The sequence below is a fragment of the Acinetobacter sp. VT 511 genome (genome assembly GCF_001077515.1).
In the GTDB taxonomy this organism is placed as follows: Bacteria; Pseudomonadota; Gammaproteobacteria; order Pseudomonadales; family Moraxellaceae; genus Acinetobacter; species Acinetobacter schindleri.
The window spans coordinates 165,870-181,091 of the sequence record NZ_LFRE01000089.1; the positions used below are offsets into that span (position 1 = coordinate 165,870).

Below are 15,222 nucleotides of genomic sequence, written 5' to 3' on the forward strand. Positions count from 1 at the left end.
TATTGTGTTTTTATTGTTGTTGCTTGTGTGGTTGAAAATGGGAAAAGCTATACCAACAAGTTTGTTTATTTTAATAATTTGCTCGAATATTGAGCAAGATAAATTAAAAGAATACGACGAATGTCACGTGAAGCATAGAAGGATCACGTGACATGATTTGAACTAGATTGAAATTAAGCGTGTTTCTTTGGCTGTTTAGCCAAGCTATAGCGGGTATAGCCATGATAGGCGACATGAAACAGGGCGGCATGCAAGGCAATCAAGGCAGCGACAATAAATGAATTTGGGCCTCGGCCTGTATAATTCATTCGGCGCAGAATTTCCTCGGTATAAGGGTGCAGCCAGATCATCACCAAGATAAAAATAAAGCCAAGGCTCATGGCAATAATGGTAGAGCCCCAGACCAAGGTATTTTTTTCCTTGGCGTCAGGGACACGCAGTTCCTTATGCACAAAATGCCGGGCACTCAAGAATGCTGCTGCAATTAATGCAGGAATGAAAATAATGGCACCCAAGTTTAACCAATACACAATCATGCCAACCAAAACCAGCAAGGCAAGATAAACGGCTGCAAAATATTTAAGATAATGCGACATCGTTCTGGCCTCCTTAACAGGACTTACTATTCAGGATGGACGATTTTTGCGTTGATGTCTACGGTACAGAACCCAGCCGATAATAATCGCTACAATTGCAATAATGATATAACTGACCTTGCTAAAAATCTGATGCATCAAGTTCTGATTTTCGCCGAAATAAAATCCAATACAGGCCAGAAAAGTCGTCCAGATGATGGTTCCCAAGCTGCTATAAAACATGAATTTCCAGAAGGGCATACGACTCATTCCAGCAGGAATACTGATCAGGGAGCGCACTGCGGGAATCATACGTCCAGCAAAAACAATGCGATGACCATACTGCTCGAACCATGCTAAAGATTTTTTTACATCATCAGATTTAATAAACAGATATTTACCATAGCGGTCGACAAATCTGAAAATCGATTCATGACTGAATTTATAACCAATCCAGTAAAGTAAGGCAGCAGCCAGCAGGGAGCCGAGGCAACCCGCAATGATCACGCCGACCAGTACTAATTGACCTTGGGACGCGGAATAGCCCGCAGATGGCATAATGATTTCAGAGGGAATAGGCGGGAAGACATTGTCGAGGAACATGAGCAGGGCAATACCCCAATAGCCCAGCTGTTCCATAATAGAAATAATCCAGTCAGTCAGATTCATAAGCAGCAGTTAATTGAAAATACTGCTTTTATCCTACGGAGTATTCCAGAGTGGGTAAAGTAGATAAATTGTAGATCGCACAAATTAGCTATGCGTGAGGGTATAGATATAAACTCGACGCAGCAGATAGGCACTGAATACTGGCAATATACTTAATAGCAAAAATTGCACGATGCCAGTGTTGATGTGATAGCCAATAAATAGCGCTAAGATCGCACCAATAACAGTTCCTAGCACAACAATAAAAAGATGTGATTCATGTTCCAGCTGGTCCATGACTTCAACAGTACGCTGTACTTTTACTTGATCCTTGCGTTGAAACTGAACAATATTATCTTCATATTTTGCGTAGGATTTTGTCATTTTGTGTTCCTTTTCATATAAAAAATATATTTATTAATTAAACACTTAGGTTGAAAATGATTACTGCATATAGATTATCAAGACTTTTTCTTTTTAAAGGGGAATCTTGGTAAAAGCGTGTTGAGATTTTTATTTAGATTGTGAAGTTTGTGTAAAAAAAAGCCCTCAAATGAGGGCTTTTATACATCTAGTTACATTCTACACATTATAAACGTTTACGTTTTGCAGCAAGGATTTGTGACTGGCGCATACGGAAGCCTTCTTTTTGCTTCTCAGTTGTTTTGTCAATACAGTACACACAAGATACGCCGTGTTCATAGCTTGGTAATGCTGCCTCCTCAGGAGTGAGTGGCCAGCCACATGCGTGACATTTAGTATTTTGGCCTTCTTCCATACCGTGAGTCACGGCAGTACGGCCATCAAATACGAAACATTCACCTTCCCATAGGCTCTCTTCTGGTGGGGTTTCTTCCAGATATTTCAAAATACCACCTTTCAGGTGATAAACTTCAGTAAAGCCTTCTTGAAGAAGTAAAGAGGTCGATTTTTCACAACGGATCCCGCCTGTACAGAACATGGCAATTTTCTTGTCTTTGTGCTGTTCCAGATTCTGTTTCACGTATTCCGGGAATTCGCGGAAAGTTTCAGTTTTCGGGTCAATCGCACCCTTAAATGTACCGGCCTTGTATTCGTAGTCATTACGGGTATCGACCAGAATCACGTCATCACGCGCAATCAATTCGTTCCATTCTTTAGGATCAAGGTAATGACCGACAAGATCACGTGGTTTAACAGGAACACCTAAAGTCACGATTTCTTTCTTCAGTTTGATCTTCATTTTACGGAATGGTTTGTCAGAGCTATGAGACTCTTTGTATTCCATTTCGTTGAAACCTTCGTCCAGAAGGAACTGATGTACTTTGTCGATGGCTTCACGGTTACCTGCAACGGTACCGTTAATGCCTTCGCCTGCCACAATTAGAGTACCGCAAAGGTCGATGGTTTTTACCAGGTCAAGGAGGCGTTGCTGAAGACCTGCGGGGTCTTGAACTTCCTTAAATTGATAAAGTGCGGCAACAACCCAACCAGTCGTCGCTTGCTGTTCTACAGGTGCAAGCTGTTCTACAGTAGCGTTCATGGAATACTCCAACGTAGCATGATATTTGAAAGGCGCACATTTTAACGTGATTTGCATGATTATGCGAGTAAAACCCATAGCATTTATAGGGACTTCAATTCATGCAGGAGAGCGTGTATAGTCTTGCCCGACCCGGTATTATTACAGACCTGCCTGTGCTGAAATGATCAGCAATGTTGGAGTAAGTTTTGAGTTCAGATCGTCGTATTGCATCTTTAACCCCATGTGCAGGGCGTTGCTCGACCGTATTTGGTGATGCGGTATGTCGCGGTTGTCGCCGTTTTAATCATGAAGTGATTCAGTGGAATACCTATACGGCTGAACAGCATAACGCAGTATGGCAACGTCTGGATGCTCAACTTGATCAGATTCTAGTCCCGATGCTGCCTCTGGCAGATATGGCCCATGTCGAGAAATTTGTATTGTCCAAGCGGGTGCGGTTGCGTGATGATGCCAGTAAAGGGCGTAAGCTCTATCATGCATTAAAATTGTGTGAAAAAAACCGGCATTTGACTGATGAGAGTGGCCTAGGCATTCATTACAAACAGGTACGTCCGATTTGGGATGAATTTGAACGTCGAGTATTGGCATTGGCAAAAGCCAGTTATGATCTGGCATTCTTGCGTGCTGATGGGATGAGTCAGCATCTGATCCAGATGGAAGAAGAGGACGAGTAGGTCCTCTTTTTTTATACTGACTATATTAGACAAGGAGAAATGGGGTGAATATTACCGAATATCTGCTGTATTGTCTGGCCGTAGTAATCATGATCGCGACACCCGGGCCAGTAATGTTACTGGTCGCTAGTGCCGGGCTCAAAGGCGGCTATAAGCATGCCTTGCAGACTATTTTCGGGACTAACTTTGCCTCACTGGTTCTGATTGGTTTATCCATTCTCAGTCTAAAAGGTCTTCTGGTTGTTAACGAAAATTGGCTGAATGGCATTAAGCTACTTGGCTGTTTTTATATTGCCTGGCTGGGAGTTCAGATTTTCAGGGAAATCTGGCAAGGGCAGGGATCAACTGGACCACAAAGCCTGCAGCCTGTACAGGGCGGCTTTCGTACCGGTTTTCTGGTAGGTATTTCTAATCCCAAGGATATTATTTTCTTTGCCGCCTTTTTTCCGCAATTTATAGGCATTAGCCCAAACCTCGATTTAAGCTTGGTGATTCTGACAATCAGCTGGATTGTTCTGGATTTCCTCACCCTGTCACTGGTGTATCTGGGGTTTCAGCGATTATCTCGGTCTCAGCTTTATCCGCATTTACTGGGGCTATGCGGCTTGATCTTGTTAATGGTTGCACTGTATGGAATTTATTCCATCTTCAGTTAATTCAATCAATATATACGACACAAAAAATCCCGAACCAAATGCCGGGATTTTCTTTTTAAATAGACTTATATATTGTGTTGCTGGCGATACTTTACCAGTTCGTCAATAGTAATTACGATTAGTTGATGCGTCTGTGCATATGACAGAACCTGAATACCAGAAGCCATGCTGCCATCCGGATTAGTCAGTTCACACAACACGCCGGCAGGTTTTAAACCAGCCAGACGCGCAAGGTCAATAGTACCTTCAGTATGACCACGCCGGGTTAAGACACCACCTTCACGGGCGCGTAATGGGAATACATGACCAGGACGATTCAGATCACTGGCAACTGCCCCGTCTTTAATCGCTGTTTTAATTGTAGTCGTGCGGTCTTTGGCAGAAACACCGGTTGTTACACCCTCTGCTGCTTCGATACTTACAGTAAAGGCAGTTTTAAACTGACTAGAGTTATCTTGTACCATTGGTGGCAACTCTAAATGATTTGCCAGCTCATCGGTCAGACATAAGCAAACGATGCCTGAACCATCACGAATCATACGCGCCATGGTTTCTACAGTTAAAGTTTCAGCTGCCACAATCAGATCGGCTTCATTTTCACGGTCAAAATCATCCATGACCAGGACAGGTTTGCCTTGGCGGAGATCTTCGAGTGCCTGAAGGATACGTTGTTCAGCAGGGGCTAAAGCAGAAAAGAAAATTTCGGGTTGAATCAAACTTGACATTGAAATGCTCACCTAAAGTAAAAATATGATTGAACATTTCAGGACTGAGTGAAAATAGGCTTATAGCAAAAACAGGTGTATGCACGGCATACAGCCTTGGTGCTGCTTTCGTCTTCTTTCATCCGGACTATACCGTCGGCTCTGGATTTGCACCAGATCTGCAGATCAATCGAAATTGACCGCTCGTGGGCTAATTCAAGCCTAATTATAAAAAGCTGAAATTACCACCGGTGGGGAATCACACCCCGCCCTGAAGCGATGTAAGAACATTATAGTCCTGATTTTAAAAAGATGGGATGGTTGAAATGGAAAGTAATTTGCAGAATTTTAGATAAACAAAACAGATAATCTGAATTACCCAGGTTTTTAGCAAATTACTGGAAACATGCTATGGTGTGAGGAAGATTAGAAATCCTTCAATCATTCTAACAATGCATAAAACTGAGCTGATCCGAAATAATCAATTTTCGCCCTTGCTGTTCTGCAATGTAGAAGTACTACGTTATTTAAAAATCTTGGGCTTGGCACTCATCACGGTCAGTTTGCTGTATTTAATGGCAGCGAACTGGTGGATGCTGCCGGATCCGGTTCAGCTGGCAATCCCGATGCTGATTTTACTCTGTAGTGCAACAGCAAGTATTTACTTCGACCAGCAGGAATGGGTGAGACAGAGTCTGGATACAGTATCTGGTCTCATGCTGGGTTTAAGTCTGGCAATGATTGGGCAGATTTATCAAACTGGCGCAGATAGTTATCTGTTATTTTTGCTCTGGTCAGCCTTGCTCTTACCATGGCTCTATCGCTCCAATATTGGCATTTTTGTCATGCTTTGCGTAGTGAGCCAGCTGACGTTGTATCTGTATTTTAAACAGAGCTTCTGGATGGGAAGAGCAGAAGGGTTGTATTTGCTCGGTCTAAATTTGCTGACAGCACTTAGCTTTGCGTATGCCATGCGCTATTACGCGCTGCTACGTTTTCTGTTTATCGCATTTGTGATCGTGATTTCGATCAGCAGCATGATGCAGTTTATTCATCACTCTAAGCTGATCTATTTAGCTTCTTCAGTTGTTTTACCGACAGGTGCCGCATTTTATTTTTATAGGAAACATCAGGCGCTAGAAGTCATTCTTCTCATTGCAGGTTTGGCTGCCAGTGTGAGCTTCTGGGTATTTGAACTGGTTGAAAATCAACTGACCAATTCAGCTACTGGACTATTTGTGCTAGCTGTGCTGATTTTTGGCTGGTTTGCCTTAATTAGTTTTGCTTTAAATAGAATTTTTCCACAAACCAAATTTTCTGTGATTCCTCTGGCACTCGGTGCCTGGATTTCGGGAATTATTCTTGCAGTCCTGTTACTGACTTACTGGGAAGCATTTTCGATTTTAATGGGGATCATTTTTATAGGCATCGCCTGGCAACTGCTGGGTCAGCAGGCTTCAGTTTTTATGCACCAGTTTGCCTATTGCTTGTGGATCTGTGGTCAGGCAGCAGTTTTAATTCATACAGAACTGCTGACCGACAGTATAGTTGTAGTCTGGCTGCTGCAATTATTAATGCTGGGGCTTACTACCATCAAACGGATGCACTGGTCTATTTTGACCCTACAGCTGCTGATGACGCATGCATTAGCAATCGTGGTTCTGGTCTTAGAGAATTCTTTTAAACATGATGACATGGTGATCCGTATCATACTCAGCTTGAACTATGTCATTTTCATCGGAATATTCCTAACAGCGCGTTATTGGCAATCTTCGCATTATCAGAAAAGTATCTTTCTCTGGATGATCGCCATGCTGACAGGTTCAGCGGTGGTTCAGGCGCTAACTGGATTGGAGCATTGGCAGAGCATCGGACAGATCAGCTTTGAGCAAGTCTTGCTATTTTATATTCTTCCGAGCTTATTGTTGTTCAGTTTTATTTGGCAAAACTGGCAACAATTTTCTGAAAAATGGCTGTGGTTAATTCCGGTTCTGGGTTTATTACTGATCCTGCTGGGCTATTTTGAAATTTTTATCATTATGCTGCTCATGGCTTGGGCTGTAGTCTATCAGCAACGAATGATTCAAGCCCTATCGATTTTATTGCTGATCTTTTGGTTATGGATGCTGTATTACAATCTGGGGCTGAGTTTCCTGGTAAAGAGCCTCACGATTTTCATCTCAGGTCTCATGGTTTGGTGCATGGTCTATGGCTTAAAGCAGGTAAGGATTAGATCTGGTCAGGAGGAAACTGCATGAAAAAGTTTCTTCCTCTGATTCTGGCCGGATTCAGTATTCTGCTCTTTGTGGGGCTGATCCTCAAACATGAAGATCATTTAGCGAACAGCCAGTCCATCTTTGTTGAGCTTGCTCCGGTCGATCCGCGCTCAATCTTGCAAGGCGATTATATGGCACTGAATTATGAGCTGCATTTCGAGGGTGATGCTGAAGCTGACCGTGGAGAAGAGGGTGGTTTAGCGGATAAGAAAATTGCAGCCTTAGAAAAGCGTATTCAGGATCAGACACATCTTTTAAGCTATGTGCAGCTAGATGATCAGCATCGTGTGATTCAAACCAGCCTGGATGAAAATCTTTTAAAAACTCATCCGGGAAATTCCGCGCGTTTGCTTCTAAAAAATCCTTCCAACCGATTGGCCAATTTATATCCGGCAGCGAATAGCTTTCTGTTTGCAGAAGGATTGGAGCCATGCTATCACAACGCAAAATATGCCGAGATTAAAGTTAAAGATAATGGACAGGCTTTATTGGCGAATCTGGTAGATCAGAATCTGCGAGCTTTAAATTGCGAAAGCCAAAAAGACTGGGTACAGGGCAGTTAATTAAGGTTTATTTTTAGAAGTATTTTTCAATAAAAAAGCCCGCATATTGCGGGCTTTTTAAAATCTTGGACTTAAGCTACTTGCACAGGAATACAGTTCGCTGTGTGGTTTACCGTGTTGTCTGGATTTGCATAGACAAGGCGTGGTTTGTGGGCATTTGCTTCAGCTTCAGTGAAATCACCGAATGTAGCAATAATTACGATATCACCAACATCAGCCTGATGCGCAGCACCACCATTCACTGAAATGATGCCTGAATTGTCTTCGCCACGAATTGCATAAGTTGCAAAACGTTTACCATTGGTCACGTTCCACACATGAATTTCTTCGTATTCACGAATGCCAGCCAAATCCATCAAAACGCCATCAATTGCACATGAACCTTCATAGTGTAGTTCTGCATGTGTAACGTGAGCACGGTGAATTTTGCATTTTAATAAACGAGATAGCATGGCTAGCGTCCCCTGAGTTGACCTAAGAGTTTGATCATTTGGTTAAATCAATCTTGCTTGCTGTATGGTGAACAATCGAGCAAACGCATTTTGCTCTGAAATGCGTAAGATGGCAAGAAAGATTATTCAACAATTTATAGAATGATCAGTTTGGTTTATAGGCATTGATTTGGTTCATGGCCTGTTGTACTTCACCATTGACCAGCATCTTGATGCGATTCATGGCATGTGCAATCGCGTCATCCATTAAAGTCTGCTCACTGCTCGGTGCCTTACTCAGTACATGACCGGACACGCGTTCCTTAGAACCTGGGTGACCAATACCGATACGTAAGCGATGGAAGTTCGGACCGATGTGCGGCACGATATCGCGCAAACCATTGTGACCACCATGACCACCGCCAGTTTTCAGGCGAATGATTCCTGGATTCATATCCAGCTCATCATGTGCGATCAGGATTGACTCAGGAGCGATATTATAGAATTTGGCAAAGGGAACAACACTTTTACCAGAAAGATTCATGAATGTTGTTGGAAGAAGTAGACGAACGTCTTGGCCTTCGATATTACCACGACCGCTAAATCCATTGAATTTTGGGTCTTTTTTGAGGGAAATGCCATATTGTTTGGCAAGGCGTTCTACGAACCAGAAGCCTGCATTATGGCGGGTCTGGGCATACTCAGAACCTGGGTTGCCCAAACCTACAATCAGTGAAATATTTGACACTAATTTACACCATCAACACTTATGCGCGTTTGAAGTCAGCGTGCATAGGTGTGTTTTTAGCTGGGTGACGTTGAAGCGCTTGGATTTTAACGCTTTCAGTTTTGCCGTCGATGTTGATTTCAACAACTTCTTCGAAGAAAGCATTGCTTTCTAAAGCTTTAACAAGCTCACGAAGTTCAAGAGTAACAGCTACAGGAGCAGCTTCGCCACCGTAGATGATCGCTGGAACTTTAGCAGCATGACGAAGGCGGCGGCTCGAACCTTTCCCTTGTTGTGCTACTTCACGTGCTTCTGCGTTTAATACGAAGTTTGCCATGATAGACATCCTATTTAAGTTTTAAATGAACCAGACCTGCGACCGATCCGGTGATAGAAAGCCCCGCCAAATGGCAGGGCTTTGGAAATTCAGCGCACTATTATAGATAAGAATCGAACATTGCGCTAATAGATTCTTCGTTGTTAATACGACGAATTGTTTCAGCAACCATGCTTGCTACTGAAACCTGGCGAATCTTACCAAGAGATAAAGCTTCTTCTGAAAGCGGAATGGTATCAGTTACAACCAATTCGTCGATTACAGAATTTTTAAGATTTTCAATCGCTTTACCAGACAGTACCGGGTGAGTTGCATAAGCCACCACTTTACGAGCACCAAAAGTTTTCAATGCATCAGCTGCTTTGCAAAGCGTACCCGCTGTATCCACCATGTCATCAACAATGACACAGTCACGATCTTTTACATCACCAATCAAATGCATCACTTGTGATTCATTCGCTTTTTGACGACGTTTATCGATGATTGCCAGGTCGATATCACCCATCTGTTTCGCAACAGCACGAGCACGTACTACACCACCCACGTCAGGAGAAACAACCATCAGGTTATGATGCTGTTGTTGACGTAAGTCAGCAAGCAATGCTGGAGTACCGTAGATGTTGTCTACAGGGATATCGAAGAAGCCTTGGATTTGGTCAGCATGAAGGTCGATCATCACTACACGGTCAATACCCACAGTCGTCAGCATATCTGCAACAACTTTTGCGGTAATTGGTACACGGCTAGAACGAGGACGACGGTCTTGACGGGCATAACCGAAGTAAGGAATAACGGCGGTAATACGACCAGCACTTGCACGACGCAGCGCGTCAGCCATCACGAGGACTTCCATTAGGTTGTCGTTCGTTGGGGCACAAGTAGGTTGTACGATAAATACGTCTTTACCACGTACATTCTCAGTGATTTCTACAGCAATTTCACCATCAGAAAAGGTAGAAACAGATGCAGCACCTAGAGGAATATGTAAGTGACTTACGACTTTTTGAGCGAATTGTGGATGCGCGGTTCCACTAAAAACGACAAGATTGGGCATGAAGCACCCTTGGCGGTTGGTATGTATGGAAGTAGATGGCAGGGGTAGCTGGATTCGAACCAACGAATGCCGGGATCAAAACCCGGTGCCTTACCACTTGGCGATACCCCTAATGCGGCAGAACTTTAATATTTTTGCGGTATTGTGTCAAGGTAAATTAACACTCTTACTGCAAAACCATGTCCTGTCTTTTTTGAGAAAATGGCAGGGGCGGCTGGATTCGAACCAACGGATGGCGAGATCAAAACCCGCTGCCTTACCACTTGGCGACGCCCCTAATTTGATGACTGTAAGATGGCAGGGGCGGCTGGATTCGAACCAACGGATGGCGAGATCAAAACCCGCTGCCTTACCACTTGGCGACGCCCCTACTACAGTACATCTACAGGTGAAAAATGGCAGGGGTAGCTGGATTCGAACCAACGGATGGCGAGATCAAAACCCGCTGCCTTACCACTTGGCGATACCCCTAACAAACCTTAAAATGACGTAATGGTGATTCTTGTAAACTATTCACCAGGTAAGCTTTACATGGTGCATTTTCAAGAATGTTGGTTACATTCATCTTTTCAGTTACTTCGATAAACACGCAGGCACCTGTACCTGTAAGCTTTGCAACACCGAACTGGTCGAGATACTGCATTGCTTCATCGACTTCAGGATATAAGCTTCTTGCCAGTGGCTCAAAGTTATTTCCGAAATCAGATGGCGTTATCTGATAGGCGCAAAATTTAGAGCTCTTCGTGTCTCTTGTCAACGTTTTTTGTGAAAAAAGCAGTTGAGTGCTGATAAAACAGTCAGGTTTGAGCACAATGAACTGTTTTTGATCTAAGTCAATGAATGTTAAGTGTTCACCGATGCCTTCTGCCCATGCATTTCGGCCATAAACAAAAATCGGCACGTCGGCACCAAGCTTGACACCCAGTTCAGCTAACTGCTCAATTGTTAGCCCACAATCCCAAAGCTGGTTCACGACAATTAAAGTGGTGGCAGCATTCGATGAACCACCACCCAGTCCAGCACCCATCGGAATATTTTTTTCCAGACGGATTTTTAGACCCGAATAAGCTTTTGCATAAGGTTTAAGCACCTGAATCGCACGATAGATCAGGTTTTGTTCCAGATCGACAGATGCCAGCCCTTCAATCTGAATCTGTTTATCTGCAGTTTGCTCAAACTCCAGCCAGTCGCACAAATCAATCAGCTGAAAAATACTTTGCAGCTCATGATAACCATCTGGTCGGCAACCCGTAATGTGGAGAAACAAATTCAGTTTAGAAGGCGAGGGAACACGAATCATGGTTAAGTTTCAATCAAATGCATTAACGATTTTGAATCACCATTGTAATACGGTTTTCACCGCCATTCCCAAGTGTCTGTTTTAAAATCAGGCGGTTTGGCAGACGTGCCTGTGCTGCATAACTGAGATCCACGGTCCAGCCATCTTCAATAATCTGGCTGATGCGTTGAGTATCATCTTTTTGCAATTGGGCATTGCTGGTCGCAGGACGAGCCTGTACCCAATCGACCAGATGGGTAATCGGTGCCTGCCAGCCAGTTGCACGTTGCAGTAGCTCTTCTGGTGTAGCAGCTTTAATTAGACCTGTTTTGGCGCTATTCAGCGAAACTTGACCAGGTTGGCCAGTGATCTGGGTTTTGCCTACGCCCAGAATACCCGTCAGTTCAATATCAAATTGTTCCTGCTGCTGTGCCCAGGTAAAGAAGGCACTGCCACTTTGTTGTGGGGTACGCACACCAATCTTGCCTTGGAGCTGGAATTCATTTTCAGCAGTTGGAATTGCCGATGTGGCAGGTTGTTTCGGTTGCGCAATCTGCTGACAACCGGTCAGAATCAAAGTGCCTGATGCAAGGAAGCAACAGGCCAGCTGGCTAAGCTTAGGCATAATAGAATTAACTCGTTTTCATCGGTGGTGATAACAATAACGAATGAAGCTGCTTTAATTCAGGATCATCCGGATAATTTTGTTGTAATTGTTTAAAGACTTGTTGGAATTGTTCAATATCACCGTTCATGTACAGTGAGCGAGCCAGTCGTACGCCAATTTTTGCGCTCGGATTCAGGTTGTAGGCTTTTTCCCAAGCTAGAGCAGCAGTAGCAAAGTCATTTTGCTGATAGCAGATAAAGCCGAAGGTATCTAAAATCGAGGCTTGCTCAGGAGCATATTCCAGTGCTTGCTCGACATAACGACGGGCTTCTTCCAGACGACGGTTCTGCATTGCCAGTGTATAGGCATAGGCATTCAAATAAGCTGGATTATTCGGTTCAATGTTCAATAAGCGTTTCAGCAACTGATCGAGCAGAAGACGATCCTGATGTGGATCTAACAATAGTACTTGAGCATAGACCAGTTCCGGATCATCTGGCAGATTGTTGCTGGCTTCCTCCAGTAGACGCAGGGCAGCTTTCTTGTTGTCCATCTTTTTTAAGATATCTGCCTGAGCCAGATACAGAAAACTGGCATGTTGTGGATAATTAACTCGTTCCTGGGTCAGGAAACGCAGGGCATCTGTCAGTTTTTCCTGCTTGCTGAAGATAGAGATCATGTTACGCCTGGAAACGGTGTATAAGCTACCATCCACCAAACGGTAATAGGCTTTGGCAGTTTCATAATGCTGCTTACGCTCGGCATTAATCGCCAAATAATAATAAGCTTCATTCTGATACTGATCTGAGTAGCGCAGTTCGACCAGATATTTTTCTGCTTTGTCGTACTCTTCAAGGTCAATACTGGTCAGGCCTGCAATAAATAAGGCCTCTTCATGCGTAGGCCATTTTTTTAGAATAGTTTCCAGTTTTTGCAGGGCTAATCTAGTTTCATTGAGCTTGATCAGGTATTTGACTTCAGCCAGGCGCACTTCGATATTGTTGCGGTTTTTGTTGCTGGCTTTTTCATACCATTTTAAGGTCTGTTCCTGGTCATCTAAGGCCTGTAACAGATTGGCCTTCAGCAGAATATAGCCCGTAGATCTGGGACGCTTCTTTAGAGCACGATTAATGGTCAGCAGTGCCTGTTCAAACTGACCATTCTGGGCTTCCAGTCCTGCGACCAGGACAAGAATAGAGGGGTTATTTTTGGCTTTGCTGGAACTGAGTGCCTGTATCAGATAATTTCGATCGTCAGTATCTGTTGGGACGATTCCTGCAAGAATTTCTTCCAGATCGGCACTGTCATCAATCTGTAGAATTTTATCTAGGGTTTCTGCTGCCAGTTCATATTCGTGGGCTTTTAAGGCGATATGCGCCAGATAGAACATTGCTGGGACATCTTGTGGTTCCTGAACTACCCAATGTGTCGAAATATCAAGGGCTGCACGCAGATCATCATGTTCCAAAGCAACATTCAAGGCACGTTGTTTTACTGTGGTGGAATTGCTCTTGATGGCCAGCACAGTATAGTTATGTAGTGCAGTTGGAATGTCGTTGGAAGCTAAAGCAAACTCGGCGATCATACTCTGTTTTATTGCTTCATAATTTGGGTTGGCATGGTAAACTGTTCCTGCTGCCTGAAGCTGGGCAGTGGAAGCCATGCTACCCACAAGTAAGAATGTGGTAGAATATTGCTTAATTGTATGGCCGTGACCACGGCTGTTGATATATCGCAATTTTTTCTTGATCCAAGTAATGCTTTTTATGACACCGATGTTGCACAATAGCATAAATTTAGTGAAATGATGACCTGATATGTCTTTCTTTGCATTGGGTGTCAACCATCAAACTGCCTCTGTAGAACTTCGTGAACAAGTCGCTTTTAATCCTGAAAAATTAAGTGTCTTGCTTGCTGAACAAAGCCAGCACCCTGAGTTGAATGACATGGTGGTGGTGTCTACATGTAATCGAACTGAAATCTACGCGATGTCTGACAATGTCGACATGGTGCTGAACTGGCTCGCCCAAAAAAATGGGATTAATGTCAAGCAGCTGCAAAACCATGTGTATCGCTATGAAAATGCTCAGGCAGTTACTCATCTGATGCGTGTCGCCAGTGGTCTGGATTCACTGATGTTAGGTGAACCGCAGATTCTGGGACAAGTAAAAACCGCTTTATCCTTGGCTAAAGAAGCTCATACCGTTTCGCCAAACCTCAACCGTATATTTGAATATACCTTCTATGCAGCCAAACGTGTGCGTTCGGAAACTGCAGTGGGGAGTCATGCTGTATCGATGGGGTATGCGGTGGCACAGCTGGCGATTCAGGTTTTTTCCAAGCCAGAAAAACTGACCGTCATGATTGTTGCCGCAGGTGAAATGAATAGCCTGGTGGCCAAGCATCTGGCGGAAATGGGTGTCGGTAAGGTCATTATCTGCAACCGTACCCGCGCACGTGCTGAAAGTCTGGCACAGGAAATCGCGCATCGTGTCGATGTTGAAATTATTGAATTTGATCAGCTGGCAGCGAACCTGCATCGTGCTGATGTCATTTCCAGTTGTACAGGTAGTCTGCATCAGGTGATCCATTTTGCTGATGTCAAAGCCGCATTAAAGAAACGCCGTTACCAGCAAATGCTACTGGTTGATCTGGCTGTACCGCGGGATATCGATGCCAAGGTTGAAAAGCTGGATGGAGTCTATCTCTATGGTGTCGATGACCTGCAAAGCGTGATTGAGGAAAACCTGGCACAGCGTCGTCAGGCGGCGGTTGAAGCGGAAGTAATGGTCAATCAGCTGGCAACTGAACTGGTTACCCAACAGAAAGTAAATCTGGCAGGTGACACTATTCATGCCTATCGTGACTATGGTGAACAGTTACGTGAAGAAGAACTGGCCCATGCCATGCAACGTATTGCCAAAGGTGATCTAGCTGTAGAGGTACTGGCAGATTTATCACATCGTCTGACTCAAAAGCTGCTACATCCCACTTCGATTGTGCTGCGTGAAGCGGCCAAAGCTGAAGACCCGAGCTGTTTTGAGATGGTACAGCATACCTTGCATGAGGTCATGCTAAAACGCCGTAAACCAAAGCACTAGATGTTTTCGATCCAATAAAAAATGGAGATCTACAGATCTCCATTACTCAACTTAAAATAAGAAAA

At 43.9% G+C, this 15,222-nt stretch carries 17 protein-coding genes, 4 tRNA genes and 1 riboswitch; of the genes, 5 read left to right on the forward strand and 16 right to left on the reverse strand.

What is annotated here, in order from left to right:
• Nucleotides 1-173: 173 nt before the first annotated feature.
• From ACS72_RS13545 to ACS72_RS13560, 4 genes are all read right to left on the reverse strand, one after another.
• Nucleotides 174-596 carry an ABZJ_00895 family protein gene (locus tag ACS72_RS13545; protein ID WP_048882393.1) on the reverse strand — a complete coding sequence of 141 codons (423 nt, stop codon included), beginning with the start codon at nucleotides 594-596 and terminating at the stop codon, nucleotides 174-176.
• A gap of 30 nt (nucleotides 597-626) precedes the next feature.
• Complete coding sequence (locus ACS72_RS13550) at nucleotides 627-1,244, reverse strand: DedA family protein (protein ID WP_004814896.1); 618 nt, start codon at nucleotides 1,242-1,244, stop codon at nucleotides 627-629.
• 84 nt (nucleotides 1,245-1,328) lie between these two features.
• Nucleotides 1,329-1,607: a hypothetical protein gene (locus tag ACS72_RS13555; RefSeq protein ID WP_048882394.1), complete on the reverse strand. Its 279-nt coding sequence runs from the start codon at nucleotides 1,605-1,607 to the stop codon at nucleotides 1,329-1,331.
• Between the two features lie 205 nt (nucleotides 1,608-1,812).
• Nucleotides 1,813-2,745: a rhodanese-related sulfurtransferase gene (locus tag ACS72_RS13560; protein WP_004891935.1), complete on the reverse strand. Its 933-nt coding sequence runs from the start codon at nucleotides 2,743-2,745 to the stop codon at nucleotides 1,813-1,815.
• Between the two features lie 188 nt (nucleotides 2,746-2,933).
• Between ACS72_RS13560 and ACS72_RS13565 the strand changes: the two genes are divergently transcribed.
• Together ACS72_RS13565 and ACS72_RS13570 are read left to right on the forward strand one after the other, a co-directional pair.
• Nucleotides 2,934-3,422: a DUF1289 domain-containing protein gene (locus tag ACS72_RS13565; protein WP_005222926.1), complete on the forward strand. Its 489-nt coding sequence runs from the start codon at nucleotides 2,934-2,936 to the stop codon at nucleotides 3,420-3,422.
• A 44-nt stretch (nucleotides 3,423-3,466) separates the two neighbouring features.
• Entirely contained in the window at nucleotides 3,467-4,078 is a 612-nt protein-coding gene (locus ACS72_RS13570) for a LysE family translocator (protein ID WP_004814902.1), read from the forward strand.
• 65 nt (nucleotides 4,079-4,143) lie between these two features.
• Here the strand turns inward: ACS72_RS13570 and ribB are convergent, their stop codons facing one another.
• Complete coding sequence (ribB, locus tag ACS72_RS13575) at nucleotides 4,144-4,803, reverse strand: 3,4-dihydroxy-2-butanone-4-phosphate synthase (RefSeq protein WP_004814903.1); 660 nt, start codon at nucleotides 4,801-4,803, stop codon at nucleotides 4,144-4,146.
• Between the two features lie 106 nt (nucleotides 4,804-4,909).
• Nucleotides 4,910-5,064: riboswitch (FMN riboswitch) on the reverse strand.
• A 170-nt stretch (nucleotides 5,065-5,234) separates the two neighbouring features.
• On the opposite strand from ribB, the gene ACS72_RS13580 reads away from it, so the two are divergent.
• Complete coding sequence (locus tag ACS72_RS13580) at nucleotides 5,235-7,040, forward strand: DUF2157 domain-containing protein (protein ID WP_048882395.1); 1,806 nt, start codon at nucleotides 5,235-5,237, stop codon at nucleotides 7,038-7,040.
• Nucleotides 7,037-7,621: a GDYXXLXY domain-containing protein gene (locus tag ACS72_RS13585; protein WP_048882396.1), complete on the forward strand. Its 585-nt coding sequence runs from the start codon at nucleotides 7,037-7,039 to the stop codon at nucleotides 7,619-7,621. Before ACS72_RS13580 ends, ACS72_RS13585 begins: the two co-directional genes overlap by 4 nt.
• A gap of 71 nt (nucleotides 7,622-7,692) precedes the next feature.
• On the opposite strand, the gene panD is transcribed toward ACS72_RS13585, so the two are convergent.
• The 11 genes from panD to ACS72_RS13640 all read right to left on the reverse strand — a co-directional run bounded on the left by panD (nucleotide 7,693) and on the right by ACS72_RS13640 (nucleotide 13,794).
• Nucleotides 7,693-8,073 carry an aspartate 1-decarboxylase gene (gene panD, locus ACS72_RS13590; RefSeq protein ID WP_008307603.1) on the reverse strand — a complete coding sequence of 127 codons (381 nt, stop codon included), beginning with the start codon at nucleotides 8,071-8,073 and terminating at the stop codon, nucleotides 7,693-7,695.
• A 145-nt stretch (nucleotides 8,074-8,218) separates the two neighbouring features.
• The gene (gene pth / locus ACS72_RS13595) at nucleotides 8,219-8,800 is read right to left on the reverse strand and encodes an aminoacyl-tRNA hydrolase (protein WP_048882397.1); all 582 of its coding nucleotides are present in this window, start codon (nucleotides 8,798-8,800) and stop codon (nucleotides 8,219-8,221) included.
• 19 nt (nucleotides 8,801-8,819) lie between these two features.
• Nucleotides 8,820-9,116, reverse strand: a complete 297-nt coding sequence (gene rplY / locus ACS72_RS13600) for a 50S ribosomal protein L25 (protein WP_004814908.1) — start codon at nucleotides 9,114-9,116, stop codon at nucleotides 8,820-8,822.
• Between the two features lie 100 nt (nucleotides 9,117-9,216).
• Nucleotides 9,217-10,170: a ribose-phosphate pyrophosphokinase gene (locus tag ACS72_RS13605; RefSeq protein WP_048882398.1), complete on the reverse strand. Its 954-nt coding sequence runs from the start codon at nucleotides 10,168-10,170 to the stop codon at nucleotides 9,217-9,219.
• 36 nt (nucleotides 10,171-10,206) lie between these two features.
• Nucleotides 10,207-10,281: transfer RNA gene (locus ACS72_RS13610), tRNA-Gln, on the reverse strand.
• Between the two features lie 91 nt (nucleotides 10,282-10,372).
• A tRNA-Gln gene (locus tag ACS72_RS13615) sits at nucleotides 10,373-10,447 on the reverse strand.
• A gap of 18 nt (nucleotides 10,448-10,465) precedes the next feature.
• Nucleotides 10,466-10,540 (reverse strand) — tRNA-Gln (locus ACS72_RS13620).
• Between the two features lie 26 nt (nucleotides 10,541-10,566).
• Nucleotides 10,567-10,641, reverse strand: a tRNA-Gln gene (locus tag ACS72_RS13625).
• Nucleotides 10,640-11,470, reverse strand: coding sequence for a 4-(cytidine 5'-diphospho)-2-C-methyl-D-erythritol kinase (ispE, locus tag ACS72_RS13630; RefSeq protein ID WP_008307607.1), 831 nt, complete (start codon nucleotides 11,468-11,470; stop codon nucleotides 10,640-10,642). Before ispE ends, ACS72_RS13625 begins: the two co-directional genes overlap by 2 nt.
• Before the next feature lie 22 nt (nucleotides 11,471-11,492).
• Nucleotides 11,493-12,074 (reverse strand): lipoprotein insertase outer membrane protein LolB, encoded by a 582-nt coding sequence (gene lolB, locus ACS72_RS13635; RefSeq protein ID WP_004891964.1) that lies wholly within the window; start codon nucleotides 12,072-12,074, stop codon nucleotides 11,493-11,495.
• A 7-nt stretch (nucleotides 12,075-12,081) separates the two neighbouring features.
• Nucleotides 12,082-13,794, reverse strand: coding sequence for a tetratricopeptide repeat protein (locus tag ACS72_RS13640; RefSeq protein WP_034425016.1), 1,713 nt, complete (start codon nucleotides 13,792-13,794; stop codon nucleotides 12,082-12,084).
• Nucleotides 13,795-13,873: 79 nt separating this feature from the next.
• Here ACS72_RS13640 and hemA point away from each other — a divergent pair, with 79 nt between their 5' ends.
• A complete protein-coding gene (gene hemA / locus ACS72_RS13645) occupies nucleotides 13,874-15,157 on the forward strand; it encodes a glutamyl-tRNA reductase (protein ID WP_048882399.1) in 1,284 nt (427 codons plus the stop codon).
• Nucleotides 15,158-15,222: the final 65 nt, after the last annotated feature.

Bases quoted from the DNA above. Each gene is read 5' to 3' on its own strand.
- hemA (WP_048882399.1), top strand. From the start codon at position 13,874: ATGTCTTTCTTTGCATTGGGTGTCAACCATCAAACTGCCTCTGTAGAA.
- ACS72_RS13580 (WP_048882395.1), top strand. From the start codon at position 5,235: ATGCATAAAACTGAGCTGATCCGAAATAATCAATTTTCGCCCTTGCTG.
- ribB (WP_004814903.1), bottom strand. From the start codon at position 4,803: ATGTCAAGTTTGATTCAACCCGAAATTTTCTTTTCTGCTTTAGCCCCT.
- panD (WP_008307603.1), bottom strand. From the start codon at position 8,073: ATGCTATCTCGTTTATTAAAATGCAAAATTCACCGTGCTCACGTTACA.
- rplY (WP_004814908.1), bottom strand. From the start codon at position 9,116: ATGGCAAACTTCGTATTAAACGCAGAAGCACGTGAAGTAGCACAACAA.
- lolB (WP_004891964.1), bottom strand. From the start codon at position 12,074: ATGCCTAAGCTTAGCCAGCTGGCCTGTTGCTTCCTTGCATCAGGCACT.
- ACS72_RS13560 (WP_004891935.1), bottom strand. From the start codon at position 2,745: ATGAACGCTACTGTAGAACAGCTTGCACCTGTAGAACAGCAAGCGACG.
- ACS72_RS13605 (WP_048882398.1), bottom strand. From the start codon at position 10,170: ATGCCCAATCTTGTCGTTTTTAGTGGAACCGCGCATCCACAATTCGCT.
- ispE (WP_008307607.1), bottom strand. From the start codon at position 11,470: ATGATTCGTGTTCCCTCGCCTTCTAAACTGAATTTGTTTCTCCACATT.
- ACS72_RS13545 (WP_048882393.1), bottom strand. From the start codon at position 596: ATGTCGCATTATCTTAAATATTTTGCAGCCGTTTATCTTGCCTTGCTG.
- ACS72_RS13555 (WP_048882394.1), bottom strand. From the start codon at position 1,607: ATGACAAAATCCTACGCAAAATATGAAGATAATATTGTTCAGTTTCAA.
- ACS72_RS13585 (WP_048882396.1), top strand. From the start codon at position 7,037: ATGAAAAAGTTTCTTCCTCTGATTCTGGCCGGATTCAGTATTCTGCTC.
- ACS72_RS13550 (WP_004814896.1), bottom strand. From the start codon at position 1,244: ATGAATCTGACTGACTGGATTATTTCTATTATGGAACAGCTGGGCTAT.